This window comes from Streptomyces sp. NPDC018026 (assembly GCF_044327745.1).
GTDB lineage: Bacteria > Actinomycetota > Actinomycetes > Streptomycetales > Streptomycetaceae > Streptomyces > Streptomyces rubrogriseus.
The window spans coordinates 475,197-501,950 of record NZ_JBIRFY010000005.1; the positions used below are offsets into that span (position 1 = coordinate 475,197).

16 protein-coding genes and 2 pseudogenes are annotated in these 26,754 nt (G+C 66.5%); 14 read left to right on the plus strand and 4 right to left on the minus strand.

Annotated features, from left to right (window positions below; translation table 11 throughout):
• The first annotated feature begins 154 nt into the window (after positions 1-154).
• From ACH4D3_RS19350 to ACH4D3_RS19370, 5 genes are all read left to right on the plus strand, one after another.
• On the plus strand, positions 155-1,030 hold the full coding sequence (locus ACH4D3_RS19350) for an SDR family NAD(P)-dependent oxidoreductase (protein ID WP_365981089.1): 876 nt from the start codon (positions 155-157) through the stop codon (positions 1,028-1,030).
• Between the two features lie 520 nt (positions 1,031-1,550).
• Positions 1,551-2,603, plus strand: coding sequence for a hypothetical protein (locus ACH4D3_RS19355; RefSeq protein ID WP_398323488.1), 1,053 nt, complete (start codon positions 1,551-1,553; stop codon positions 2,601-2,603).
• Between the two features lie 414 nt (positions 2,604-3,017).
• Positions 3,018-6,767, plus strand: a complete 3,750-nt coding sequence (locus tag ACH4D3_RS19360; protein WP_398323490.1) for an RICIN domain-containing protein — start codon at positions 3,018-3,020, stop codon at positions 6,765-6,767.
• A 202-nt stretch (positions 6,768-6,969) separates the two neighbouring features.
• Positions 6,970-8,319 carry an NAD(P)/FAD-dependent oxidoreductase gene (locus tag ACH4D3_RS19365; RefSeq protein ID WP_383625429.1) on the plus strand — a complete coding sequence of 450 codons (1,350 nt, stop codon included), beginning with the start codon at positions 6,970-6,972 and terminating at the stop codon, positions 8,317-8,319.
• A gap of 75 nt (positions 8,320-8,394) precedes the next feature.
• On the plus strand, positions 8,395-8,853 hold the full coding sequence (locus ACH4D3_RS19370) for a MarR family winged helix-turn-helix transcriptional regulator (protein WP_398323492.1): 459 nt from the start codon (positions 8,395-8,397) through the stop codon (positions 8,851-8,853).
• 571 nt (positions 8,854-9,424) lie between these two features.
• Here ACH4D3_RS19370 and ACH4D3_RS19375 read toward each other — a convergent pair.
• The gene (locus ACH4D3_RS19375; protein ID WP_376650196.1) at positions 9,425-10,012 is read right to left on the minus strand and encodes a TetR/AcrR family transcriptional regulator; all 588 of its coding nucleotides are present in this window, start codon (positions 10,010-10,012) and stop codon (positions 9,425-9,427) included.
• A gap of 128 nt (positions 10,013-10,140) precedes the next feature.
• Here ACH4D3_RS19375 and ACH4D3_RS19380 point away from each other — a divergent pair, with 128 nt between their 5' ends.
• The 7 genes and pseudogenes from ACH4D3_RS19380 to ACH4D3_RS19410 all read left to right on the plus strand — a co-directional run bounded on the left by ACH4D3_RS19380 (position 10,141) and on the right by ACH4D3_RS19410 (position 18,322).
• On the plus strand, positions 10,141-11,319 hold the full coding sequence (locus ACH4D3_RS19380; protein WP_398323494.1) for a nitroreductase family protein: 1,179 nt from the start codon (positions 10,141-10,143) through the stop codon (positions 11,317-11,319).
• Positions 11,320-11,481: 162 nt separating this feature from the next.
• A pseudogene (locus ACH4D3_RS19385) lies at positions 11,482-12,234 on the plus strand (IS5 family transposase).
• A 471-nt stretch (positions 12,235-12,705) separates the two neighbouring features.
• Positions 12,706-13,497, plus strand: coding sequence for a DUF427 domain-containing protein (locus tag ACH4D3_RS19390; protein WP_398323496.1), 792 nt, complete (start codon positions 12,706-12,708; stop codon positions 13,495-13,497).
• Between the two features lie 161 nt (positions 13,498-13,658).
• Complete coding sequence (locus ACH4D3_RS19395) at positions 13,659-14,609, plus strand: alpha/beta hydrolase (protein WP_383625417.1); 951 nt, start codon at positions 13,659-13,661, stop codon at positions 14,607-14,609.
• Between the two features lie 199 nt (positions 14,610-14,808).
• On the plus strand, positions 14,809-15,528 hold the full coding sequence (locus ACH4D3_RS19400) for an alpha/beta fold hydrolase (RefSeq protein ID WP_398323498.1): 720 nt from the start codon (positions 14,809-14,811) through the stop codon (positions 15,526-15,528).
• A gap of 419 nt (positions 15,529-15,947) precedes the next feature.
• Positions 15,948-16,289 carry a hypothetical protein gene (locus ACH4D3_RS19405; protein WP_398323500.1) on the plus strand — a complete coding sequence of 114 codons (342 nt, stop codon included), beginning with the start codon at positions 15,948-15,950 and terminating at the stop codon, positions 16,287-16,289.
• Between the two features lie 1,347 nt (positions 16,290-17,636).
• Positions 17,637-18,322 (plus strand): annotated as a pseudogene (locus ACH4D3_RS19410) (transposase family protein).
• 1,292 nt (positions 18,323-19,614) lie between these two features.
• Here the strand turns inward: ACH4D3_RS19410 and ACH4D3_RS19415 are convergent.
• Both ACH4D3_RS19415 and ACH4D3_RS19420 read right to left on the minus strand, forming a co-directional pair.
• Positions 19,615-21,033 (minus strand): sugar porter family MFS transporter, encoded by a 1,419-nt coding sequence (locus ACH4D3_RS19415; RefSeq protein ID WP_398323502.1) that lies wholly within the window; start codon positions 21,031-21,033, stop codon positions 19,615-19,617.
• Between the two features lie 477 nt (positions 21,034-21,510).
• The gene (locus ACH4D3_RS19420) at positions 21,511-21,933 is read right to left on the minus strand and encodes an OsmC family protein (protein ID WP_186780184.1); all 423 of its coding nucleotides are present in this window, start codon (positions 21,931-21,933) and stop codon (positions 21,511-21,513) included.
• Between the two features lie 325 nt (positions 21,934-22,258).
• Between ACH4D3_RS19420 and ACH4D3_RS19425 the strand changes: the two genes are divergently transcribed.
• Both ACH4D3_RS19425 and ACH4D3_RS19430 read left to right on the plus strand, forming a co-directional pair.
• Complete coding sequence (locus ACH4D3_RS19425; protein WP_365980900.1) at positions 22,259-22,951, plus strand: sigma-70 family RNA polymerase sigma factor; 693 nt, start codon at positions 22,259-22,261, stop codon at positions 22,949-22,951.
• Between the two features lie 93 nt (positions 22,952-23,044).
• The gene (locus tag ACH4D3_RS19430) at positions 23,045-23,797 is read left to right on the plus strand and encodes an SDR family oxidoreductase (RefSeq protein WP_398323504.1); all 753 of its coding nucleotides are present in this window, start codon (positions 23,045-23,047) and stop codon (positions 23,795-23,797) included.
• A 163-nt stretch (positions 23,798-23,960) separates the two neighbouring features.
• Here the strand turns inward: ACH4D3_RS19430 and ACH4D3_RS19435 are convergent, their stop codons facing one another.
• On the minus strand, positions 23,961-26,702 hold the full coding sequence (locus ACH4D3_RS19435) for an AAA family ATPase (protein ID WP_398323630.1): 2,742 nt from the start codon (positions 26,700-26,702) through the stop codon (positions 23,961-23,963).
• Positions 26,703-26,754 lie beyond the last annotated feature (52 nt).

Here is a 26,754-nt window from a genome sequence, read left to right on the forward strand (position 1 = left end):
CTCCGAAAGTGTCCTCGTATCTTGGTTGCGTGAGCATTGCCCGCCCAACAGAAAGGAACCGATCGTGAACCACGCGACTCGCCTCACCACTCCCTTCCATTCCCACGCCACCGCCACCGAGGTCCTCGACGGAGTAGACCTGGCCGGCCGGCGCATGATCGTCACCGGCGGTGCTTCCGGAATCGGTGTCGAGACGGTCCGGGCCCTGGCCGCCGCCGGTGCGGAGGTCACCGTCGCCACCCGCGATCCCGCGACGGCCGAACCCCTCGTCCGGGACTTCGCCGCCATGCCCGGGCCGGGCGCGGTGCGGGCGGAGGCGCTCGACCTCGCAGACCTCTCCTCGGTGGCCGCCTTCACCCGGGGATGGCAGGGGCCGCTCGATGTCCTCGTGGCCAACGCCGGCATCATGGCCCTCCCGCAACGGCACGTGACCGCCGAGGGCTGGGAACTCCAGCTGGCGACCAACTATCTCGGCCACTTCGCACTCGCCCTGGGACTGCACACCAACCTGCGCGCGGCCGGCGCCGCCCGCATCGTCGTCGTAAGCTCAGGCGCGCACCGCAACGCGGCGTTCGACTTCGAGGACCCGCACTTCGTACGTCGGCCGTACGACCGCTGGGCGGCCTACGCGCAGTCCAAGACCGCCGATGTCCTGTTCACCGTGGGCGCACGCCGGTGGGCCGCCGACGGCATTACCGCCAACGCACTCAACCCCGGTTGGATCAGCACCAACCTCCAGCGTCACATCGATGACGAGACCATGAAGGCCCTGGGTGCGATGGACGACGACGGGAACATCATCGAGCAGCCCTACTACAAAACACCCGCCCAGGGCGCCGCGACCTCCGCGCTGCTGGCCGGGTCACCCCTGGTCAACGGTGTCACCGGGCGCTACTTCGAAGACAATCAGCAGGCGGAAACGGTCGCCACCGACGACGAGCAGCACGTGGGCGGTGTAGCCCCCCATGCTCTCGACCCGCAGGCCGCGGACCGTTTGTGGGAATACGCCAGCGAGACCATCGGTCAGTGACCAGGCATGGGCCGGTCCTCGCCGACCGGCCGGCGCATGCCCGTCCCGCACCGAACCGTAGAGGTCGTCCGAGGAGGGCGTTGCCCCCGTCAGACAGGTTCGACCCCGCCTGACGGGCTCTCCAGCCTGCCAGGGCCGACACGCCCTGAGGGGCTCGCAAGCCCCGGTAAGGGGCCATGTGATGACTACCACGTCACAACCGACATGCCTACATTGTCAACACTGTGACGGACCATCAGCAACCGTCGTGGCAACGGGGGCAGCAGACGCTGATGCGTGAGTGAGTGACTTCCCTGACCGGTAGGTCACGGAGGTGCTGATGCCTGCGGCCGCCTCGCCGCCGTGGGCTCGGCACCGTTCTCGGCACTCGTGGCACGCAAGCAGCTGTGATCTGCGGTGGCCATCCATGTTCGCGAGGCCCTACGGAGGAAGAGTGCGCAACACATCGATGAGGTTCCGGTTGGCGGCAGTGGCGCTCGTAGCCGCGTCCGCCGCGGTCCCGGGAGCGGCTGTGCCCGCTATGGCCGGTGAAGCCTCGATCGCGGCCGACGGCCCTTCGGCCGCGGTCTGGGGGTTTCCCGGCGAAGGCAGCGACTGGAAGCCGGTGACCTATGGGGGCGGGGCGATCACCAGTAGGTCCACCCCGGGCGAGGCACGCGACGAGCGCGGCAACATCCTGCACGCCTGGCGCGGCGCCAGCAACGACTACATCTACATTGCGTTGAACAACGGCCCCTCCTACCGGCTGCCCGCGGGGGCCGGCACGTTCGCGCAGACCTGGACACCGCCGAAGGTGATCTGGACCGACGACGGGGGCCGCGGGAACTTCAGGATCTTCCACACCGGTACGGAAGGCCACGTCTACCAGCACCGCGTCCAGCTCGACTCGAGCTACCAGCTGCCCGGCGACCTGCCCGACCCGACCAAGATCCCCAACGACACCCGAACAAGCGCCACCCTGCCCGTGGGGGCGGCCGCGCTGCCCAACAACTCGTTCATGCTCGCTTGGAACAGCCAGTCCAACGACGCCATCTGGACGACGTACTACAACGGTGAGGCCGCCACCTACACCTCGCCCCGCGTGATTCCGGGTGCGCTGAGCAAGGACGCGCCGGCGCTGGCCGCCCAGGTGGACACCGGAAGCGACCCCGCACCCTGGAACCAGATCGTGCTGGCCTTCACCGGCACCGACAACAACATCTACATGTCGCGGCAGAGGTACGGGACATCCACGTGGACGAACCCGTTCAAGGTGTACGCCTCGGGCACCTCCGGCTACACCAGAAGCGGTCCGTCCGTCGCGCTTTCCCGCAACGGCTACGGCGTGATCAGCCTGACCGAGGACCGCGACAACACGATCGGCAGCTACATCATTTCGCGGGACGGTGGGTGGAGCGGGTACTACGAAGAGAACTCCTTCGCCAACACGTACGGCAAGACCCCGCTGGCCGTGATCGCCGGAACCAATCTCTACTACGTCATCAACGGCACGGGCGGGGGACAGAACGGCGTCCTGTGGAAGGAGGTCTACGACTTCGCGGCCATGCCCAAGCCCCCGGCTCCGCAGTGGTGATGGGGCCAAGGGACCGACTTCAGGCAGCCGGACGGAGCGCGTAGCAAAGCAGCCGCCCGACCACGAGGACGTGAGCCTTGACGGACGCGGGCGCAGACGACCTCAATCGCCTTCTGGCGAGAACGAGAGGACGCGGCCGCGCTGTCAGCCCTCTGCACCGCACGGAGTCTCACACACCAGTTGCCCCTCCCCGGCGACTCACTGCCTCGAAGACACACCAGTCTCCGACAACGGTCGCCGGGCGGAGGGGCCGCCCCGTTTCCCCCACGCAGACACGGATACAACGATGACGCTACATATCGAGGTCACGTGAAACACAGCCGAAGAGCGACGAGTCTTCTGCCCGGCTTGCTGTTGTCCCTCCTGGCTCCGGCATTCACTCCCGCGGCGTCGGCGCTTGCCCCCGCGGCGCCCATGACCGCTCCCGCGCAGGCCGCGCCAACGGCTGGACCCGGAGCCAGCGGACCGGACCTGAGCCAGACGAACCGCGCCGTCCCCCGCGCCGGCCTGCCCGACTGGTCGCGGACGGGATATCGCGGCGGCCTGGAGCTTCCGGGCAGCGGGGACCTGACCAGCGATGCCTCCTGCCGCATCACCAGGGACGAACTCGCCTCCACCTACAAGGTGATCGGGGACGACGGCGTCGACGACACCGCCGGGCTGCAGAAGGCGATCGACGACGTCAAGAGCAGATGCTCCCCGAACGCGAACTTCCACCGGCTCTCACTCATCGAGTTGCCGTACGGGCGGGTCGACATATCCCGCCAGATCTACGTCGACGCCAACTTCCTGACCATCAAGGGCATGGGCTCCGACGATGGGGGCACGAAGGTGGTGTTCCGCCCCGACCTCAGCACACGCTACGACCAGACGGTCAACGGCCGCTGGGACCAGGAAAGCATGACGGCCGGCAACGCACCCGACATGGGCAATGGCGGCTGGATATGGCCGGGACGGGGGATGTTCCGGGTCCAGACCCGGGATGTGGCGGCACGGTACCAGGACGAATGGGAGGTGCTCCCGCCGCTTCCCGGTCGTAAGGACCTCTTCGAGGGCAGCGTCAACCAGCACTGGGTCTCCGGCTTCAAGCTGGCCTCACTGCCCGACGCTCCGGGCTTCTCGGGCCGCCGCGGCGCCAACGTGGTGCGGCTGGACCCGAAGGCCGACACGGACAAGTTCAAACTGGGCGGCTACGTCTGGGTGGGGGCGGCCAACAGCAAGAAGTTCTACGCACAGCAGGGCATCACCGACTCGAGCATGATCGAGGCGCTCCACATGCGTCAGCAGATGTTCCGGGTCACCCACATCGACGCCACCACCAAGACGATCACGCTGGACGAGCCGCTTGAATGGGACCTGCCGGTCAACTCCGAATCGGACGGCTCCGAACCGCTGAACGGCAGCGGCAATCCGTACCCCAGCAAGATCACCCCGCTGAAGACCGTCGAAGGAGTGGGGTTCGAGGACTTCGCCTTCACTCAGGACATGAACGGCCTGCTCAAGATCGGCGGCCAGGAGACCTACTCTCTGAGCCCCGACCAGGCCAAGAACAACTATGGCAACATGGCCCCGGAGTACGCGATGCACGGCATCGTGTTCAAGTGGGCCGCCAACAGCTGGGCGCGAGGGCTCAGGGCCACGATGACCGGCTCGCACCCGATCGTCACCGAGGTGGCGCGCAACCTGCAGATCGAGCGCAACAGCTTCGACGGTGCATGGAACAAGGGCAAGGGCGGCAACGGCTACTTGCGCGGCAGCCGGGTCTGGGACTCGCTGTGGGCCTACAACCTCAGCCGCAACCTGCGCCACTTCACCTTCCAGTGGTCGGCCAGCGGCAACGTCGCCTTCCGTAACGACCTCGACTCGGACCTGAACCTGCACGGCGGTTGGGAACACAGCAACCTGTTCGAGCAGAACACGGTACGCATTCCCTACGACCACCGTTCGGCGAGCTGCCAGACCAACTGCGGCGGGGAAGGCGGCGAGATCGACGACGGGACCTGGTACCCGGTCTGGTGGGCGGCCGGCCCCAAGGCCGGCAAATGGGCTGGTTCCTCCGGTCCGCAGAACGTCTTCTACAACAACACGTTGATCAAGCAGACCACCCCGAACGGGCCCTTCGAGCCGTACGCGCCGTACGGCACGCGGCCCGGTGTCGCGTTCCAGTTCGGCTCCGACGGCACGCACCCCGGCGAGTTCCTGCCTCTGAGCCAGGACGGCCAGGCGATTGCCGACTGGACCGGCCGGGAGACGCTGGACTTCCAGGGCCAGGGAGTGGCAACCCTCGACCTCGGTAAACAGCACTCGTTGTTCCTGCGCGACACCGGCGGCGAGATCGACCCCCGTGAACAGAACCGCCGCAAGGTGATCACTTGGAACATGCAGGGCGCAGGCACCACCAACGACGTCGGCGAGTACGAATCCAAGTACGACGCGGGAGTACTCGGCATGATGGAGCGATACCAGGCCGACATCGTGCTTCTGCAAGAAGCAGGCTCTCCGCCCGGAGGCGAAACAGGCGACAGATGGCTGGGACAGGAGCACGACATCCAGCAGACGCAGTTCAGCCGAGGGCTCGACTACGTGGGCAATCACATATACCCCCCGGTCCGGCAGTACCGCATCAGCGGGACGCGCAGCCGACCGGCGGCATATCTGTACTGGCTGCACACGGACACCTCCACCGTTGGGGTCAACCGCGTCAACCTGGCCATCGCAACCTCCAGGCCGGTCGACCAGGACGACGTCTATGTGGTGCAGGGAACCGCCGACAGGTACGGTGCCACGAGCCGGCCCGCGCTCGGCGTCCGCGTCGACGGCGTCGTCTACTTCACGGTGCACGGGTGGTCGGGGACCGGCAACGACGCCCCCGAACTGCTGGCCAACATCCGGACCCGGATGGCCACCGCAGGCCCCAACAACACGCCGCTGCCCTGGGTGGCGCTCGGCGACTACAATCGCCTCCCACATCCTGGCGCCCGGAACTCCCTGTACGACCGACTCGCCCAGGACGCACCTGGACAGTGGCAGGTGATGGCCCCGTCCCTCGGGCAGCCGACCCATCCGACCGTGCCGGACCCTGAACCCTATGTTCCGGACCCCTTGGATCCAGAGCCCGCGGAGCCGCTGACCACCACGCCGAGAGTCCTCGACTACGCGGTCGCCCCGTCCGGCGCCAACGCGCCCCAGGCCACCGGCATAGCCCGGGTCGACGAAGAAGTCAGGTCGGACCACTATCCCGTCCTGTTCGAGATCGGCAACCTGCCGGAACCCCCGAGCGACAGGCCGCGACCGGTGAAGAAGCTGCCGGCACGGGCTGTGCTCCGCAACGCCAAGACCACGAACGTGGCCACCTACGGCGGCTACACCTCCCAGGTCACCGACGAGCCCCTCAACCGGGCCGATGTACCGATGCAGACCTTCAGCCTGGATGCGGTACCCGAGTTCCCCGGCTACTACCGCCTGGTCGCCGTCGACGGCAACAGCTACCTGGGACAGCCGGACGGTGCCCGTGACGCGCGGATCGTACTGAACCCGAACGAAGAGACCGACCAGCTCTGGCGCCCCGTTGACCAGGGCGACGGCACATGGATCCTGGAGAACATGGTCAGTCACCAGTTGCTCACCTCTCTGAACAGCGGTGAGGCTCTGATGGCTCGCGACTTCGACAACTCGGGCTCCCAGCGTTGGTTCCTCCAGGACCCCGCCACCGAGGCGACGAGAGTCGACGAGATCCTCCTCAAGGAGTCCACCCCACCCCTGATGATGACCGTGGCGGACGGCCGCACCGAAGAGGGCACCTCGGTGGACGTGCGCTACGACACCGAGGAGGGAAACGAAGGGTTCATCACGATCTACGCGGACAAAACCGGCGATGACCACTGCTATTACCTGGCCTACGGCGGCAAGTACGTCAACGCGACGGCGACTCAGACACTGCCGCAGGACGGCAACAGGGTCACGCTGAATACCTTCCGCCCCAACGACGACGGCTATCTGTGGTGTGCCACGTTCAACGAGACGACGATGTTCTTGAGTAACCACACCGCACCCGACGAGCGTCTGTACCTGGACGCTCACGGCGAGAACCAGCCGTTGACACTCCACACATACACCCCCGGGCTCCCAGTGGATCTCTGGGCCTTCGATCCAGTCACACAGTGACGGACAGGCCACGGCCGGCGTGACGACGGCAGCCGCCAGGCCATCATGTACTGGCTCTGCCCCACCGGTCACATGAAGTGACTGCGCGCCCGGCTCCCAAGGGAGCCGGGCGCGCACACTTTCGCACGCCGTGTGCAGGCGATGTCACAGCAGGCGGTTCTGATCGGTCAGTGGTGTGAAGCCGAGAAGAACTGAGGACACCGTGCGTGAGATCCTTATCGTGGGCGGCGGCTACGCGGGCTTCTACACCGCGTGGGGCCTGGAGAAGAAGCTGCGCCGGGGCGAGGCGCACGTCACCGTCGTCGACCCGCGTCCCTACATGACATACCAGCCGTTTCTGCCGGAGGTCGTGGCGGGCTCCGTGGAAGCCCGCCACGCCGCAGTGTCCCTCCGTCGGCACCTGCACCGCACCCGCCTGATCGCGGGATCCGTCACAGAGATCCGTAACCGTGACCGCACAGTCACGGTACGCCCGGAGAGCGGGCCGGACTACCAACTGACCTACGACATCCTTGTCATCACGGCAGGCGCGATCACCCGCACCTTTCCCATTCCGGGCATCAGCGACCAGGCCTTCGGCCTGAAGCACGTCGAGGAGGCGGTGGCCATCCGTGACCGGCTGCTGACTTCGTTCGACCGGGCGGCGACCCTGCCTAAGGGACCCGAACGCAAGAGGCTCCTGACCGCCACCTTCGTAGGCGGGGGCTTCTCGGGTGTTGAGGGCTTCGGCGAAGCGTTGTCCCTGGCTGCCGCACTGCTGAAGCACTACCCGGAGGTCAGTGCCCAGGAACTCGACTTCCACCTGGTCGAGGCACGGGGCCGGATCCTGCCCGAGGTCACTGACCAGCCGGGCGAGTGGGTGGTCCAGTCCCTGCAGAAGCGAGGTGCGCAGGTGCACCTCAACACCCAGCTCATCTCTGCCCAGGACGGACATGTCGTGCTCTCGGATGGGACGGAGTACGACTCCGGCCTGATCGTGTGGGCTGCAGGCAACGCGGCGAACCCCGTGGTGCACAACCACACGGATCTCCCAGTGGACGAACGGGGACTGCTCGTCGCACGGCCCGACCTGCGCGTCGGAACGGAGACGGACGCGGTGCCGGACGTCTGGGCCGCCGGCGACGACGCATCCGTGCCCGACCTTGCCTCAGGTCAGCCGGGAGCGCGGACGGTCCCCAACGCCCAGCACGCGGTACGACAGGGCAAACGCCTTGCGAAGAACATCCTGGCGTCACTGCGCGGAAGGCCCACCAAGGACTACGTTCACCACAGCCTGGGAGTGGTGGCCACCTTGGGCCTGGGCAGGGGCATCTTCCAGTATCGGCGTCTTGTCATCAAGGGCTTCCCAGCCTGGCTCATGCACCGCGGCTATCACGTGCTCGCCGTTCCGTCGTGGGAACGCAAGGTACGCGTGTTCGCAGTATGGGCCACCGCCGCCCTCTACGGCCGGGACGTTGTCTCCCTGGTCTCGGTGCAGCACCCTCGGGAGGCATTCCTGACCAAGGGCGACCCACACCGAGGCGAACAGCCGACCAGCGCTCCCGTCCGATGAACTGGTTCCCTTCGTTTACCGCAGAGTTCCGGTGTCGGCCGTCCGGAACCCTGTTCGGCGCTCCAAGGAACCATCATGAGTGAAGACGCATCCTTGATCACACGCTGGAGCGCGCTCGACCGGCTCCACCGCCGGATCGACGCCACCGTCGAACGGCGCCTTCACCAGCGGCTCGGTCTGGGCGTCAGCGAGTTTCGCGCACTGACGGCTCTGGACAGCGGCGAGGCCGAGGCCCGGACGCTGCAACTCCGGGACCTGGCCACGCAGGTCGGCCTGAGCCAATCCGCAACAAGCCGTCTGGTGATCCGGTTGCGGGATCGGGGCCTCATCACCACGAGCACTCCCGCGCACGACCACCGCGGCGTCGAACTCCGGCTTACCACCGTCGCACAGAAGGTGCTGCGGGTCGGTACGCCGGTGCTCACCGACGCCGTCTGTGACGCGGTGCGAGACCTTACCGAGAAGGACACCGACCGCGCCCTGCTGCGCTACCTCCACGAGGGCCCCGGCCATGGGGGCGACGCGCAGAGGTGAATTCGACCTTGCCGCAAGACGCCGTCAGCACGTCATCCCCGAGCCGAAGCCCAGCTCCCGGGGCAGGTACTCTCACTGGATGCCGGTGTGCAGGACGAAAGGAATCCCGCACAGCGCCTGCCGGTCCGGCACCCGCGGCCGGCCCTCGACCCCCTTCGGACCCAGCTTCGGCAACAACGCCGCGGGCCACGGAGATCGTAATGACCGCCGAGGAACTGTCAGAGCTGGAGGCTGCGGTTCAGCCTGGCGCCGTCAGCGGCGCCAGCTACACGCCGCAGCAACTGGCCTCACCCGGACCGCTGAGCCAGCGGCCTGGGCGACCGCCGTCCCGGCGTCCGCCAGTACGGATCCAGCCGCACCGGCCGGCCTCCACAGCAAGGTGAACCCGCTCCGGGCCGGGGCGCCACTGGGTGACCAGGCCAGGGCACCCCGTTCGAGGTGTGGGGCCGCCTGTGATGCCAACTCCTTATTCGGACTCACCAGGACGGCCCGCTCCACGGTCAACTCGGTCCGTGGGGTTCTGACCAGTGCTTGCGATGTGGGGGTCTCTCGCCGCGCGCCCTTCGAAATTTCACGCGTGCCCCTCTTCGGCCGCGCCCTTCCCGCGGTGGCCGTTGAGGAAGGCGGCGACGGCGGCGTCCAGGTCGCTGTCGCACGCGGTCACGGCGTACCCGGCCCGGTCCCAGAGCCCCGACGCCATCAGGGGCGCGATCAGCGTCAGCACCATGTGCATCGGATCGCCGGGAGCAATACGCCCTTGCTCTTGATGCGCCTTGATCACCTGTGCTGCGCTGCGCATGTTCGGCATGAGGGCCTCCATCGCGTCGCGCAGTTCGGGGTGGCGCGATACGTCGGTGAGGAGGCTGAGAATCGCGGCACCGTACTGCTCAACCGACTCGGCGTAGGCACGAGCCATGGCGACGAGGTCGGCGACCACGTCATCCGTGACCGTTAGCCGGGCGAATGACGAACGAGCCAGCGTGTGCGTGAGAGCCCTGTTGAGCAGGGCTGCCTTGCCACCGTAGCGGCGGAACAGTGTTGCCTCATTCACTCCGGATCTTCGCGCGATCTCCTGAGTGGTGCAGGCCGAGTACCCGCGCTCGGCGAAGACGGTGACGGTGGTCTCGAACAGCCTGTCCACGTCGATCTGCTTGGGCATATGTCTCCAGGTCGCCGCCTCTGCGGGGATTCTAGCCCCCGTCTATTGCAAGTGTTCACTTGCAATAGACGGGGCTGCGTGTCTAGCGTGCGGATGCGATGCGTCACAGGACTGACCGAAGGGGCTTCATGACTCATCTGCGACTGGGGCAACGGGCCAACCGCGGACTGCCTCCCCACAATCGCCGACACGGCTTCCTGAAACGGACCAAGCTGAGACTGCAGTTCACGGGATGGTTGCAGTACATCCCCACGGCTGCGGCCGCGGTCCTCCTTCTGGCCGCTGCGCTCGCGGGAAGCTGGATCGGAATCTGGCAGGTCCTGCTGGTCCGGCTACCGTTGGGCATCGGCATCCTGTTGCTCGGCGCACTCTTGGTCGATCTGGTCACCGTCAAGCTGGGAGTGCGGCACTTCGAACCGGTGCCCCGTCGCCTTGACGAACTCGACACCTTCGGTGTCATGCACAAACGGCGGTCCTGTCGGTCCTTCCAGAACCGCGACCTGACCGTGTCGGACCGGGAGGAGCTGATGCGCGCGGTCCACCGGCACACTCGACCGACGCATCTGATCGGCACCCGGCTGATCCGGCTGGAATATGTCGCCGCTCCTCTCAAGGTGTGGCCGACCGTAGGGGCACGCGAGTTCATTGTCGCCGTCGCTCCGCGTACCTACGACCGCCTGTCGGTCATCGACGTGGGCAGAAGCCTGCACAAGGTGGTTCTGCACGCCACCCGGATGGGCGTGGCAACGTGCTGGATCGGAGCAGGCGCCGACCAGACCAGCGTCGTCTCCCATCTGGGAGGCCGATTCGATCCTGCGGAGGAGCACGTCATCTGCGTCTGCGCCGTGGGCTACCGATCGAGATTCAAACCGATTGTGGTCCGAGCCATCGAGTTGGTACAACATCGGCGGTTGCCTTTGGCGTCGCTCTTCTTCGCTTCCCCCAGCTTCGACACGCCACTCAAGGTTGACCGACTACCCTTCTCGCCCTTCAGGCGGTGCTACGAGGCGTGCCGGTGGTCGCCCTCCTCCCTCAACACCCAGACCACCCGGTGCATCGGGACAACGGATGACAGTGGCCGAGCCATGGCACGGTTCGACTTCTGCACCACCACAGCATCCCGCTATTACGCCCCCCTGGGTCTGGGTATCTGGTGTGCGAACTGGGAAGTCGGCTGCGAAGCCCTCGGGCTGCCCGGGCACCTGCGGGTACTCACATCGGACGAACAAGGGGAGCTCGACACTCCGGAACCGCCCGGTTATGGCGTGAGTTGGATCGCTGACCCGCTCGGAGCCTCTATTGCGTGACACTTTCCCAAGTGGGGCGAGCGCCCGAGGTCGGAGCATGCCTGCGTCAACGCGTACGCCACGCCACATCATGTGCGTCCATCCACCCACCATGCTCAGGAACAGCCGAACCTCAGACCTAACGGAGGCCTGCTAGGGTCCCCGTCTTCAAAGATCATCCAGCTGGCAGAGCATGGTGTCGTGGTACGTCGTCATGAACTTACTGATCAGGAGTGGGAGTTACTCGCTCCGCCGATACCCCGGGCCGCGATGCGGCCCCGCGTGGAGGACCGGCAGTCGTCACGGGCCCTGCAGCAGATCCAAGCCCAGGCCGACGCGGCCGGCGACGTCGACTGGCTGGTCCAGATTGACGCCACCATCGTCCGCGCCCACCAGCACGCGCCGCCACCGGCCGCAAAGGGGGGCATCGGCAGGACGAACCGGACGATCACGCCCTCGTCCGGTCCCGAGGTGGCATGACGACCAAGATTCACCTCGCCTGCGACGGCAAGGACCGTCCGCTCGCGATTCTGGCGACTCCCGGCCAACGCCACGACAGTGTCTGCGCACGCCCTATGCTGGAAGGATCTGTGCTCCCGGCACCGGCCCGGGCCGACCTCGGTACAGGCCCGGCCAGGTCATCGCAGACAAGACTTACAGCTCCCGAGGCTTCCGTGTCTACCTGCGAAGACGCGGCATTGCGCACATCATCTCCGAGAAGACCGACCAGCGACGGCACCGGCTGAGGCGCGGAGGCCACGGCGGCCGACCGCCAGGGTTCGAGCGGGAAACCTACCGGCGGCGCAACATGATCGAGCGCTGCTTCAACCGGCTCAAGGGCTTCCGCGGGATCGCCACCAGATACGAGAAAACCGCACTTCCTACGAAGCGGCGGCCACTCTCGCATCGTTCCTGCTCTGGGCAAGATCCGTTTGAAGACGGACCCTAGTAGTGGGGACATACGCCCGGCGGTGAGCTGGCCCCGGTAATCTCGCGGTTGTCTCGTGGCCTGCGCAGTGTGATGCATGTGAGCCGAGGCTTCCCACCATACTGGCGTCCTGCACTGCCGTTCATGTCACACCGAGAGTCGGAGGCTGGTCACCGCAGACAACCTCCATGAACTCCAGCCGGTCGGACAAGCACGCCCCGCGGACCACTTCGGCGCCCTGAAGGCGCGCTGTGCCGCACATGGACCGAGGCTGGAAAGGTACGCGTGGATTGCATGAAGATGTTGACACCGTTCGAAGTTGGCGTGATCCCGACCTCGCGTGACACTGTTGAGGATCGATTTCGAGGGCCCGCCAGGTACAGCCGATAACATCGAGCCGTGAGGCATGACCGTGGGCCCCGGGGCTTTGCACCGGACAGAGCGACCACACAGCCGTCGAATCGATCAAGGTGATCACCATGGCAACCGAGAGTGTCCAGTACCCGAGCCTGATCGTGCCGGTCGGACATGTCGAACCCGCACCGCGCCGTATCCGGGGCATGATTGGCGGCCGTGTCGTCTTTGACACCCGACGGGCGCTGTACGTGTGGGAGTGGCAGGCCTACCCGCAGTACAGCATTCCGGTCGAGGATCTGGTGGACGGTGTGCTTCACGATGACGAGCACACGGAGCAACTCGGTGCCGGCCCTGCACACCGGCACACCCTCCAGGTCGGCTCGGAGATCCGCCCGGGTGCGGCCTGGGTCTGGGGTGAAGGCGCTCCGCGGTCTCTGCACGACACCGTACGCTTTGAGTGGGAGGCAGTGGACTCCTGGCTCGAGGAGGCCGAGCCGATCTTCGTCCACCCCAGGAGCCCCTATTCCCGCGTGGACGCCGTGCGCTCGGACAGCAGCGTCCGCGTGGAGGTAGACGGTGTCGTGCTGGCCGAGGCCCCCGGGTGCGTGAAGCTGTTCGAGACTGGGCTCCCGACCCGCTACTACCTCGATCGCACGCACATCAACTGGAGCCGGCTGCGGCACTCGGGCACGGTGACCCGATGCCCGTACAAGGGGACGACAAGCAGCTACTGGTCCTTCGACAGCGACATTGCCACTCACGAGGATGTCGCCTGGACCTATGACTTTCCGACCATCCACGCCAACCGCATCGCCGGGATGACTGCGTTCTACAATGAGCACGTCGACCTGTACATCGACGGCTCCCTGCTGCCGAAATCAGCCGACCCCACCCGGGCGGTCTCCTCCGAGTAAAACAAGAGCGGTGTGCCCGGGCAGGATACGGGGATCTTCAGAACATGTCCCAGACCGTCGCTGATATCCGTCAGTTTCGCTCGGTGCGTCACGCTTCGACCTCTGGCTCGGTCTTATTGGGTGCAAGCCCTTCTCCATGACCGACTCCGAGGACACACACCATGAGCGACATCACCCTCGAACCCGCCGCACAGGAATTCGCCAACGCGACCGCCAAGCCGCCGCTGCTGTACGAACTCGGCGTCGACGGTGCCCGCAAGCTGCTGGACGACGTCCAGGCACAGCCCGTCGAAAAGCTCGACGTGGACGAGAAGTGGACCACCGTCCCCGCCCAAGTCGGTGAGGTGAGGGTGCGCATCATCAAGCCGGTCGGCAGCACGGGCGCACTGCCCGTGATCCTCTACATGCACGGCGGCGGCTGGATCCTCGGCAACGCCGGTACCCACGACCGCCTGGTGCGCGAGCTGGCCGTGGGCGCGCAGGCCGCCCTGGTCTTCGTCGAGTACGACCGCTCCCCGGAGGCGAAGTACCCCGTCGCCATCGAGCAGGCGTACGCCACCGCTCAGTGGATCACAGCCAAGGGCGAGGAAGAGGGCCTCGACGGCTCCCGCATGGTCGTCGCTGGCGACTCCGTCGGTGGCAACATGAGTGCTGCCCTCACCCACATGGCCAAGCAGCGCGGTGACGTGACCTTCCTGCACCAGTCTCTGTACTACCCCGTCACCGATGCGGCTCAGGACACCGAGAGCTACAAGACCTTCGCCCACGGCCCCCACCTGACCGCCAAGGCGATGGAGTGGTTCTGGGACGCCTACACCACCGATCCGGCCGAACGCGCTCAGATCACCGCGTCTCCTCTGCGGGCGACCCTCGAAGACCTCCAGGCTCTGCCCCCGGCGTTCGTCGTCGTCGACCAGAACGACGTCCTGCGCGATGAGGGCGAGGCTTACGCCAGCAAGCTGGTCCAGGCCGGCGTGCCGACCGTCAGTGTGCGCTACAACGCCAGTCTGCACGACTTCATGATGCTGAACCCGGTGCGAGGTACCCAGGCCTCAAGCGCGGCAATCGAGCAAGCCGTCCACGTGCTGCGCAAGGCGCTGGGAACCGACTGATCCACCTCGGCGCGGCACCCCGGGAAGCCCCGAACACAGGCCGGGACTTCACTTCCCGGGCAGCAAAGCACGCGATACGCCAGAACAGCGAATCGGAGATCCGTTCCCGGCACTGCCGCAAGTCGGAACCGTGAAATTCGGCATGCAGCACCCCGTTCGATGACGCGCGTATTTCGCTAGTAAATGAAAGGTCTCTGCCATGAATGCGCAGAATCCCACCATCGTTCTCGTCCATGGTGCGTTCGCCGACTCCTCCAGCTGGAATGGCGTCGTCGAGAAACTGCAGTCCCACGACTATCCGGTCGTAGCCGCGAGCAACCCGCTGCGCGGACTTGCCGACGACGCCGAGTACGTCAGGCAACTGGTGGCCTCAATCGGCGGCCCCGTCGTGCTCGTCGGCCACTCCTACGGCGGCTCGGTCATCAGCAGCGCCGCTAAGGGGCTCACCAACGTCAAGGCGCTGGTCTTCGTCGCGGCCTTCCTGCCCGACGAGGGCGAGAGCGCGATCGCACTCTCCGGAAAGTTCCCAGGAAGCACCCTCGGTGAGGCGCTCCGTCCAGTACCGGTCACACTGCCCAACGGCAGTCAGGTCGCGGATCTCTACATCGAAACGAGCAAGTTCCACCAGCAGTTCGCCGCCGACGTGCCCATGGGAACAGCCGCGATCATGGCCGCCACGCAGCGGCCCGTGACCGACGCCGCGCTGGCGGAAGGCGGCGCTGCCCCGGCATGGAGGGACGTCCCGTCGTGGGCCCTCGTGGCCACCGAAGACCGGAACATCCCGCCTCGGACGCAGACCTTCATGGCCGAGCGGGCGCACGCCACTGTGATCAACGTTCCCGCCTCTCACGCGGTCAGTGTCTCCCGTCCCCAGGACGTCGCGCGCCTGATCAACGAGGCGGCCCAGGCCACCGTCTGAGCGGCCGGCACCCGCGCCGCGTCGGCGGGGCGGGTGCCCACTCGGATTCTCACTCGACCGCCCGACGTACGTCATAAGCCACGAGGCTGCCAGCGGGTTCAAGCTCGCCAAGGGGGCCGCGCTGTCAAGATATCGGTTGGGTGCAGGAACAACGGATGACGGGGATGCCCAATTTCAGGCATCAGACTGCCTCAGACAGCCGGGTCATCTTGTTGTACTCACGCCCGAATGGTGTGGTGGTGCCGCCTCGGCTCAGACACAGTTTGTCCGGCCGAGCGCGCCCCTCCTTCTCTTGGACAGCGTGTGGACATACGGATCGCAACTTGGGACGACCTACACAGGTAGGAGCCACTGCGCGATGTCTCATCCGGCAAGCCGGGCCCAAGGACGGAAACTGGTCACTGACTCTGGAGTACACCATGGGCACGGAGAAACAGGCCGCTCGTGGGCTGGTCGACATAGAAGCCTTTCTCTATCGGGAGGCTCAACTCAGGGCGGCTCGTCAACGCGTGGCGGACTTCACCGCGAGAGCGGAGGGACTGACCTTCGAACAGAGGCGACGCATCGAACTGTGGTATCTCGAGGAGCAGCAGTATGTGGCCCACATGGTGACGGAACACATCGCCGACAGCCTTAACGCTGCCGAGGAGGTACACCGCATCCGGTTCGGGCGATGGCTGCGCGGAACGTTGATCGGCATGGTCCTGATTACTGTGGCGGCGTGCGTGTGTACGGCCGTCGTGGTGGGGACGGTGCGCTGATCCCCGATCCCGCGGCGAACGCTGCCGACGGCGCTCGACGGCGGGTGTCCCCTCGCCGCCGCGTCCTGAACGATTCGGCAGACTCCACGCGGTCACGGTACTTGCTGCCTGAGCGGGATGGCGTACGGCTATGTGGTGTAGGGAGTCGCGGCGGCTCAGTGCGCGGGTTCCACTCCTCAGACCTTGCCCGTAACTGCTGGTCATGGGAGACCCACCTGATCGCTTGGGCTGGTTCAGCTGACGACGTGAACTGTTCCGCGAGTGTCTCGTGGCCCTCATTCGTCGGCCGCCAAGCGTTGTCAGCGCCTCGGGGTACGGTGCGAGCTTTCGGCCGGACGGAGGGCGAGAGTGACTCGCGGCCATGGGGGATGGACGGGTCCTCGGCATCCAGCCCCCGGGGCTGGACTGGTGTCCTCACCCCCCTCTGCCCACCTGCGCGTGCCATTTGAAGCACCGGACGCGGGGACGACCTTGTCGTGTGGTGTGATCGCGGCGTAGGAGCCTCCCTGGACAACGCCGTTTCACCGGGCCGAGCCCGTGGCAGTGCCGCAACTTTGATCACCTCGGCTCGGCGCTCGCTACGGCCCTCGACGCCGAGTGGGGCGAGCACACCGACGCCCGCACCACTTGGCGCAGAAAGGCACCGGGAGAAGGCGGTGACCACGCAGGTCAGCGACATGAATCGCGCCACCCCGGATGCGCGGGCCGGAAGCTTCTTTTCCAGCCTGTTGGAAATGCCGCGTCCCATGGCCCACTGAACCCTTTCAAACTTCACCTCGCGCTTCAGGGCGCGGCGCTCACCACGTTGGTGGCTGCCGAGGCTGTGACGGGCTATTCAGGGATCGCCGTCTTGAGAGGATTCACTCATGGAGGACAGTACGTTTGGGCCAGCCAGGGCGAACGTAGACCTTGAGTGCCAGATCTACGTCGCCGCTCCCAGCCGTGATCGGTTGATGGAGCGGCTGGCAGCGGCTCTGAACGTGTCGCTCGGACCAGATCGCGTGATCTCGTACGGGTGCGTCTAGGTGGAGTGGGAGCATAACGACTACGAAGGCACTGGCGCTCACATGGAGTTCCTGGACTGGCACTCGCTCCTTGGGTGCCGACCTCGTCGCGGCGTCTCAGCGACTGCTGTTGTGGCGGACACGGCAGCGGTTCTGGAAGCGGTCCGGGAGGCCGGCTACCGGGCCGTCCCTGTTTGCGACTACGAAGAGCTTCTACCTGAGCCGGGCACTGAACCTCGTCCAACCTGATGGGTGGTTGGATCGGCGTCCCCCGGCGGCGGCATGAAGGAAGCTTCTGGTAGACGGATTCACGATCAAGATCACCAGTCCGGCAAGAGCTCTCGTGCTTCTCTACCCGTCCGCCATCGGCCTGTCCAACTGTGCCCTGGAGCACCTCTCTTTTCGCAGGTCACCGCCTTCGCATCGGTTCCCGCTGGCGACGCCCTACTTGCGGTTGGCAGGCCCTGTTCGTCCTCGCTCACCTGCGCTGCGGCGACACTTACGTCCGCCTCGCGGCAAGTCTCCGGGTTGAGATCGCGACGGTCTACGGGTACATACGCGAGGCCGTAGACCTCCTGGGCGCCCTCGCGCCCACGCTTGAGTAGGCCATGCAGACCGTGCGGAAGAAGGCGCACGTGATCCTCGACGGTAGCGTGCTGCCGATCGACCGCATCGCCGCCGCCCGGCCGTACTACTCGGGGAAGAGAAGCACCACGGCATGAACGTGCAGGTCATCGTCGATCCTGCCGGGCGTTTGATTTGGGCATCGGACTCGCTGCCGGGAGCCATGCACGACCTGACCGCGGCCTGGCCCGTGGCATTCCCGCCGCTCTCGTCGCTGATGGCGTCAAGTGCTGGGCGGACAAGGCCTACCAAGATGCGGGTGCTGCCTTCCGCGTCCCGTTTAGGGGTAAGAGCCTTCGCGGCTGGCGCTGGCGTCACAACCGGAACCACTCCAAGATCCGCAGCCTCGGCGAACGTGCCATGGCGATCCTCAAGTGCTGGCGACTCCTGTGGAAGCTCCGCTAGAGCACCGCCCGAATCACCGCAGTCGTCCGAGCCGTCGTCATCCGCGAACTCGTCAGCTGATCAAGATGGAAAAGGCACTGTTGTCACGGAGGCATACGTCCAGGCGTCTCCACGCTAGGCCTCCTGGAACTGTGCGACCTGGTCAATCACCTGGGCGCCCTTTCGCTCCGTTCACTCGATCACATCCGGTTCCTCGACGCTACGTGAGCCAAGGCACCGACCGCCGCATCGTCTCTCGGCGAGCGATCGCCGTCGCCACGGATCACTCAGGACGGCAGCTGTGAAGTTGTCGGGCTGCTCGGCTTCGCCTGGTAGTGGCATGACGCCGATGGCGGCGGACGGGTACTCATGGCCTTGCCCGATATGCTGATGGTTCGACGCAGTCGGCGCTGTTTCTGGTCTACTCATGGATTGGTTACCGTCCCTCTTCCCAGGAACACGAGCGTTTGCAGTGTCGACCGACTGGTCGTGACGTCGCTATTGAGGTTGGTTCCTCTCAACGCAGCCTCTTGAAGGCCGGCTGACACCAGGTTCGCGCGAAGAGACAGTCCAGCGCGCCCTTGGCAATCCGTGGGCGAGTCCGTAGTCGCACTAGGGGATGGCTCTGGCGGAGGTACGGACACGTATGTGAAGCAAAGACGCGGCCTCGCAGGTCTGAACCTTGCTCCGGTGCGTCACCGCACTGCGCTGCGCGCCGGATCCAAGCGGGCGCGGTCAACCCAAGTCAGCCAGGCCGACGCGCCCAGTTTCGAAGACGTGCGAGGACGGTGCCTCGGGTACTCGTGGTATGGCCGCCAAAGATCAAGTGAGGGAAAGGGCATCTGATGGTCGACGCCCCCGGTCTACTGATGGGGCCGCCCTCGTCACAGCGCACGTGCACGACATCAGTAGGGTGCTCCAGCGTGCATCACGGCGCTGATCGGGATTGATGGCGCTTCCGGCGGCGCATCGAGGAAGGACGGACGGCGGAGCAGAAAGTGCTCGGCACAGGTCTACCGGTAGTCAGTCGGGCGGTGGCATGCGGCGACTGCAGGCTCGCCCTTGTTGGCCCCCAGCCTGCGACCCTCCGCGTTCACCAGCTGCGGAGTACGGGGAGAAACGCGCTTGCGCGGCTGACCTTGCCTCCGACACTGACGTGCTGAAGCTCGGACATCTACCCTGCGGAGACACCAGCAGTCGGACATGCTGCCGCCTCCGTCCGCGCCGTACGCGGACGGAGGCGGCAGCGTACGAGGAGCGGGCAGCGGGGACTTGGCCCGGCTCCTCGAGTCGGTGCGGTCTCAGGAGGAGGCTCAACCCATCTCTTCCAGGGCCTTGCCCTTGGTCTCCTTCACGAACTTCAGCACGAAGGGGATGGAGAGGGCGGCGAAGATCGTGTAGATCACGTAGGTGCCGGAGAGGTTCCAGTCGGCCAGCGACGGGAAGCTCGCGGTGATGGCCCAGTTGGCGATCCACTGCGCGGAGGCGGCCACACCCAGGGCGGCGGCGCGGATCCGGTTGGGGAACATCTCGCCGAGGAAGACCCAGACGACCACACCCCACGACAGGGCGAAGAAGAGGACGAAGACGTGGGCGGCGATCAGGGCGACCCAGCCCTGGGTGGCCGGGAGCTTGCCGTCGACCAGGTCGAAGGAGAAGGCCCAGGCCTCCAGCGCCAGGCCGATCACCATGCCGACGGAGCCGATCAGCGCGAGCGGCTTGCGGCCGACGCGGTCCACGAAGATCATCGCGATCACGGTGCCGATGATGTTGATGATCGACGTCGTGAACGAGTAGAAGAAGGAGTCCGTCGGGTCGACGCCGACCGACTGCCACAGCGTCGAGGAGTAGTAGAACGCGACGTTGATGCCGACGAACTGCTGGAAGACCGACAGGCCGATGCCGATCCAGACGATCGGCTTGAAGAAGAAGCTGCCGCCGAGCAGGTCCTTGAAGGAGGACTTCTCCTCGCGGTGCATGGCGTGTTCGATCTCGGTGATGCGGGCGTCGAAGTCGACGTCCTTGCCCTCGACCTCTTCGAGGATCTTCTTGGCGCGCTCGCGCTTGCCGACGGAGATCAGGAAGCGGGGGGACTCGGGGATGGCGAAGGACAGCAGTCCGTAGAGGACGGCCGGGATCACCATGACGCCGAGCATGACCTGCCAGGCCTCCAGGCCCATCAGCTCGCCGCGCTGGTCACCGCCGGCGGCGTTCAGCAGACCCCAGTTGACCAGCTGGGAGACGGCGATGCCGATGACGATCGCGGCCTGCTGGAAGGAGCCGAGCCGGCCGCGGTAGGCGGGCGGGGAGACCTCGGCGATGTAGGCGGGGCCGATCACCGAGGCCATGCCGATGGCGAAGCCGCCGATGACGCGCCACATGGCGAGGTCCCACAGCGCGAAGGGCAGTGCGGAGCCGACGGCGCTGACGGTGAAGAGGACCGCCGCGATCTGCATGCAGCGGATCCGGCCGATGCGGTCGGCGATGCGGCCCGCGGTCGCGGCGCCGATGGCGCAGCCGATCAGCGCGACGGCGATGACCTGGGCCAGCACCGCGGAGCCGACGTCGTAGCGGTCCCGGATGGCCTCGACGGCGCCGTTGATCACGGAACTGTCGTAGCCGAACAGGAAACCGCCCATCGCGGCCGCCGCCGCGATGAAGATGACGTGCCCGAGATGATCGGGGTGAGCCGTCCTGGCTCCTGGACTGGGTGCCTGCGATGTGCTGGCCACGTGTACTCCTTCGACTGCCGGCAACGCTGCCGGGGCGGTTCGCCTTCGACTGATGGGAACGGAAGGCCAAGGCAAGATCTCAACGAGAGCGCGGTGGTGTGTCGGCTCCTCAAGGAGACACGCGCGGCCAGCCAAGCTGTCGGCCTCTTGAGCCGATGTGCTGCCTGGGCATGACCCGACTCAAGCCCTTGAAATGGGGTTCTCACGCATAAGACCGTTTTCGAACACCTGGTGTGACACGGTCTTCCGACGACAAGAGGAGGATGAGACCCGTAGATGCCGCGATGGAGTCAATCAGCGAGATCAACGCGACGAGATGGCAACTACAGTGCCTCGTGTTCGGCAGGCTGAACGATGGCAGGCGTCCCGGGACAGGCCGTGCCCGATTCCACGGGGGTGAGCTGTGGCAGGGGGAGCGCCCTTGCCACGCTGCTGACCGACCGCCCCCTTCATCGGGCAGCCCCAACCAGGGGAGGGTCACGCAGAGAGGGGACCGGTGGAGGCCTCTTCCGGTTCTACCAACAGGGCGGGCACTGTGACGATGGTGGTCTGCCTGGTCAGCAGGCGGTGCACAGGGCAGCGTCCGGCAGCAGCCAGCAGCTGTTCGCGCTGGGTCGGTTCCAGATCGCCGGTCAGACCGATGTTCTTGATGATGCGTCCCTGCGCGCCGAAGCGCACGGCCACGTCGATGCGGTCGAGTGGCCAGCCGTGCCGGTCCGCCAGGGCCCGTACGGCCATGGAAGTGCAGGACCCGAGCGCGGCCAGGATCAGTTCTCCGGGGGTGGGACCCAGGTCGGCGCTCAGAGGTTCGGGTTCGTCGGCAGTCAGCGTGTGGGTGCCGATCGCGATGGAACGAGTGAGCCGCTTGCCATCGGCAACGGTCACGAGACGTGTGGTCATGGGCCTTCCTCTCTCTGGCAAGGTGAGGGAGGGCTGTTTGGCACCGTCCCTTCCTGAGCAGTGACCGGTCGGCGTGCATCGGTGTGACAGTTGACTCCCGGGCGTCAGGCCAAAACTCTTGCTCGTCGTGGCTGTGTCCCGCGTCCGGACTGGCCCGTTCTCGGGCTTCTTGGGCCCCGTGGCGTAGTGCGGCGCCACGGGATGCCCTACGGCATCACTACGTACTAGCCCACGGGTTCTCAGTGGTTCGGTCGCCGCGTATCGGCGCGAGGTTGGTCTCAGCAGCACTCCCAAGCTGCTGTCCCACCCAGCGGAGGAGCCGACCGTGGACACGTACCTGATGGAGACCAGGGACTCGTCGGTGGCGAGCGGTGCGGCGGCCCCGCTCATCGATGATCTGGAGGACGCGGCGTCCCTGTTCTTGCAGGACCGGCCGGCGCTGCTCAAGATCGCCTATCGCATTCTCGGCAACGCGAGCGAAGCCGAGGACGTGGTCCAAGAGGTGTGGCTGCGCCTGCAGCGCACCGACCGTGCAGTGGTGCATAGCCCGTCGGCGCTACTGCGAACGATTACCGTCCGGATGGCGATCAACGCGGGCCAGTCGGCTCGACGGCGCCGGGAGTGCTCCGCCACCCCGTGGCTGCCGGAATCGCCGGACCCCGAGAGCACACCGGAGGCGGTGGCCGAGCGGCAGGACGCGGTGGAGCGGGCCAGCGTCCTCATGCTGGAGACGCTGACACCTCGGCAGCGTGCTGCGTTCGTCCTCAGGGAAGGGTTCGGCTACCCGTACGATCAGATCGCCGGACTCCTGTGCCTCAGCGTTGTCAACGCGCGACAACAGGTCGCACGTGCACAGCAGCGTCTCGGCGCAGGGCGTCGGCGTCAGCCAGTGGACTCCGTCACGCACCGCCGGTTCGTACAGGCGCTGCTCGCCGCTGCACAGGCAGGTGACCTGAACCGTCTGGAACGCTTCCTCGTCAGCGACACCGGCGGACGGCCCGGAAGCCCGCCTACGTGACAACCGTGCTGGACGCACTCGTGTCACAGACAGAGCGCCTGTCCTGTCTGTTTGGCGGAGCCGGGACTCCCGGCGGGTACGAGGAGGAACCGCATGCAGGTGGCCGTAGCCGGAGGGACCGGCGTGGTCGGGAATCATGTTGTCGCCAAACTGCGGAATGCAGGGCATCAGCCCGTGATTCTCGCCCGCTCACACGGCGTGGATCTGACCACAGGTGTCGGGCTGGGGGAGAAGGTATCGGGCTGTGACGCTGTGATCGATGTCGTGAACATCGTCACGACACGTAGAAAGGCCGCCGTCAACTTCTTCTCCCGGACCACGAGCAACCTGCTTGAGGCCGCCCGGTCGAACAAAATACGGCATATGATCACGCTATCGATCGTTGGTAGCGAAGAGGTCGATTTCGGGTACTACTTCGGCAAGCGTGCGCAGGAGGGGCTGCTCCGCAGCGGAGGCGTTCCTTGGACACTGCTTCGGGCCACCCAGTTCTTCGAGTTCCCCCAACCCCTGCTGGACAACCGGTCCCCGGTGGTCCTGATGCCCAGGATGCTGTGCCGGCCTGTCGCGGCCCAGGATGTCGCTGAACAGCTTGTTGAACACGTGACCCGCACTCCCTCGGGAAGGACACGGGACCTTGCGGGACCCGAGCAGCTGAACATGGTGGACATGGCACGCCGTATCGCGCGCGTTCAAGGTCGGCACCGACTCGTTGTGCCGCTGTCATTGCCGGGCGAGGTGGGCAGAGCCATGTCGGGAGGGGGCTTGCTGCCACGTGGCGACTACTCCCAGGGCCGACGGACGTTCAGCGATTACCTTGCGACCCTGGGACGGTCAACCGGTCAGTGATCCTGTTCGTTCTGCCTTTGACGTAGGGCAGCGCCCGATGGCATCCAGTAGGCCGTGAGTGGGTGTGGACGTCGGGCGTGGCCGTACCTTTCGAACGCACGACTGCCTTGATCACGCCGGTGATGCCGTTGCTGCGGCTGTCCGACGCTGCAACCTGTACCAGTTAGAGTGCCGTGCGCAGGAGGCGGCGAGAGGCGATGCCGAGCTTGGCATACACCTTCCGCAGGTGCCATTCTACCGTGTGAGTACTGAGGAACAACTGGGCGCCGATCTCGGAGTTGGTGAGCCCGTCCCGGGCCAGATGCGCAATCTGGGTTTCCTGTGCGGTGAGGGTTGGGGCGGCGACGCTGGTGCGCGGTGCCACCGACTCGCCAGTGGCCTGCAGTTCCCGGATCGTGCGCTCCGTGAAGGCGTTGGCTCCGAACCGTGTGAACAGAGCATGCGCCTCACGCAGTTGTTTCCGGGCGTCAACGCGTCGGTTCTCCCGGCGCAGCCACTCTCCGTACAACAGATGGGCCCGGGCCAGTTCCGCTCCGACTCGGGTACGTTTGAGCCGCTCGACCGCCTCGCGGTACAGGTCATCGGCTTGGTCCCCGTGGCTGAGCAGCGCGCGGGAACGTGCCTGGACACCCAGCGACCAGTCCGTGGCCGCCGCGTCCGTCGTCCGGGCCAGCCGGACCATTGCAGCCTCGGCCGCCTCCTGCCGGCCGCTGCGCACTGCTGCCTCCACCAGTTCGACCAGCCCCCAGTTGGCCGCGACCAGGTCCTGCGGATACGCACTTGCCTGCTCAGCCGCAGCAAACGCCTCCTCGTAGCGGCCCATAGAGTTGTGGAGCACGGCTTTGGCCCGCTGTGCGATGGCCACACCGATGCCCTCGCCGCGGCCAACGGCTTCGTCCGTACTGGTCGCGATCAGTGAGGACGCCTCGGCCGCGTGCCCCTGCCAGGCGGCGAGGGTCATCGTGCCATAGGGCACGAAGCCGCTGCCGGCGGCTTCCTGGACCCTGCTGACCTCCGCGATGAGCAGCTCCGCCGCGTTCAGTTCTCCGGCGCACGTGTGGACGACCACCCGCGAGTTGAGCGCGAGCGGCAGCTCGGCTAGCGCGCCGACGTCGCGAGCCGTCCCCACATGACGAGTCGCCAGGTCCGTCCAGCCCTCGTCGTCCCACACCTCGGCCGCCAGCGCCGACGCCAGCCACGACCAGCGCAGAATCTCCTCCGAGTCGGTCTCCCGGCGGAGCGCGCGCACCGCGTCACGGGATACGACGACCGCCTCGCGGTATCCACTGGTGAACCGAGTGGCCAGGGCTTCCAGGAGCAGATCGGCGTTGCGCGGCGGCCTCGTACCGGACGGTGACGTCTTCTGCGCCGCCGCTGCCACCTCGTGCACCGTCGTACCAGTGGCGAGGCGCCCGGCGAACATGGCGGCTGACACGGTGTCCAGGAAGGTTTCGCGGGCCAGGCCGACGTCCAGCGGCACCAGGCGTCGCGCAGCATCCAGCAGAAGGGGGAGGGCCTCGTTGCCGCGGCTTCCGGTGAAGGCGATCTGCGCTTGGAGAAGGTCCACGCTGGCGTGACCCAGTTCGTCCAGGGCTCCGCTCCTGGCGAGGGCGAGCAGATCGCGTGCTGCGGCGGGCGCACCGGCGCGAAGCTTTGCCCGGGCCGCAGCGAGGGCACGTGTCGCTTTGCGCCGCGGCTGTGGGCTCAATACGGCTGCATGGGCGAGGAACGCCGCAGCTGCGGCGGTGCCGCCCCGTGCGAGTGCCCGCTCGGCCGATGTCTCCAGCTCAGCGGCGATCGTCTCGTCGGGGCGCACCGTTGCCCGCGCCAGATGCCATGCGCGGCGGTCGGGGTCAACGACGGGATCGGTTACTTCCGCAAGGACACGGTGGGTCTCCCGCAGGTCCGCGAGCCCGGCAGACCGGTAGACAGCGGAGCGCAGGAGCGGATGCCGAAAGCGCACCAGAGCGGCGATGTCGAGCAGTCCCGCCTTCACTGCGGGATCGGCCGCGCCGGGATCGATGTGCAGTTGCTCCGCTGCGCGCCACAGCAGGTGCACGTCGCCGATCGGCTCGGCGGCGGCGGTCAGCAGCAGTCGCTGTGTCGCCGACGGCAGTGCGCGGACCCGCTGCATATAACTCCGCTCGATGCTGCCGGTCACCGGTCCGGGGGCAGACCGCCCGAGCCCGTCAGCTGGTTCCGTCTCGCCACGGCCGTGGGGGAGTTCCAGCAGCGCCAAGGGGTTGCCGCGCGCTTCGGCGAGGATGCGGTCGCGGATGCGCTCGTCTGTCGGACCTCCAGCCGCCGAATCCAGCAGTGCCTGGGCATCGACGTCGTTCAGGCCGCCGAGTGTTAGTTGCGGCAGCCCGGCGAACTCGTCCCGTCCCCGGTGTTCACGGGAGGCGAAGACCAGCGCCAGCGGTTCGGCGAGCATCCGTCGCGCCACGAACGCCAGCGTCTGGGCGGATACTCGGTCGAGCCACTGTGCGTCGTCTACCAGGCAGAACAGCGGTCTCTCGTTGGCCACCTCGGTCAGCAGGCCGAGCACAGCCAGACCGACCAAGAACCGGTCCGGCGGAGGGCCTGCGCTCAGTCCGAAGGCCGTAGCCAGCGCTTCTCGCTGTGGTGGCGGAAGGGAAGGGGCGCGTCCGAGGAAGGGAGCACACAGCTGGTGCAGCCCCGCGAAGGGAAGCTCCATCTCCGACTCGGCGCCCGCCCCGCGGGCGACGCGATGCCTGATGACGCGTGCTGCCAGGTGATCGAGCAGCGCCGACTTGCCGATGCCAGCCTCACCGCGCAGGACGAGTACGGCGCTCCGCCCGGCCTCCACCCCCAAGACGAGCTCTTCGAGGGCATCGCACTCGTGGTGTCTGCCGCGCAGCCGCTCTCTACCGTCTCCGCTCACTTGCTCCCCCTCGGGCACGGGGGGAGCATAACAACACCGTGGGCGGATGGAC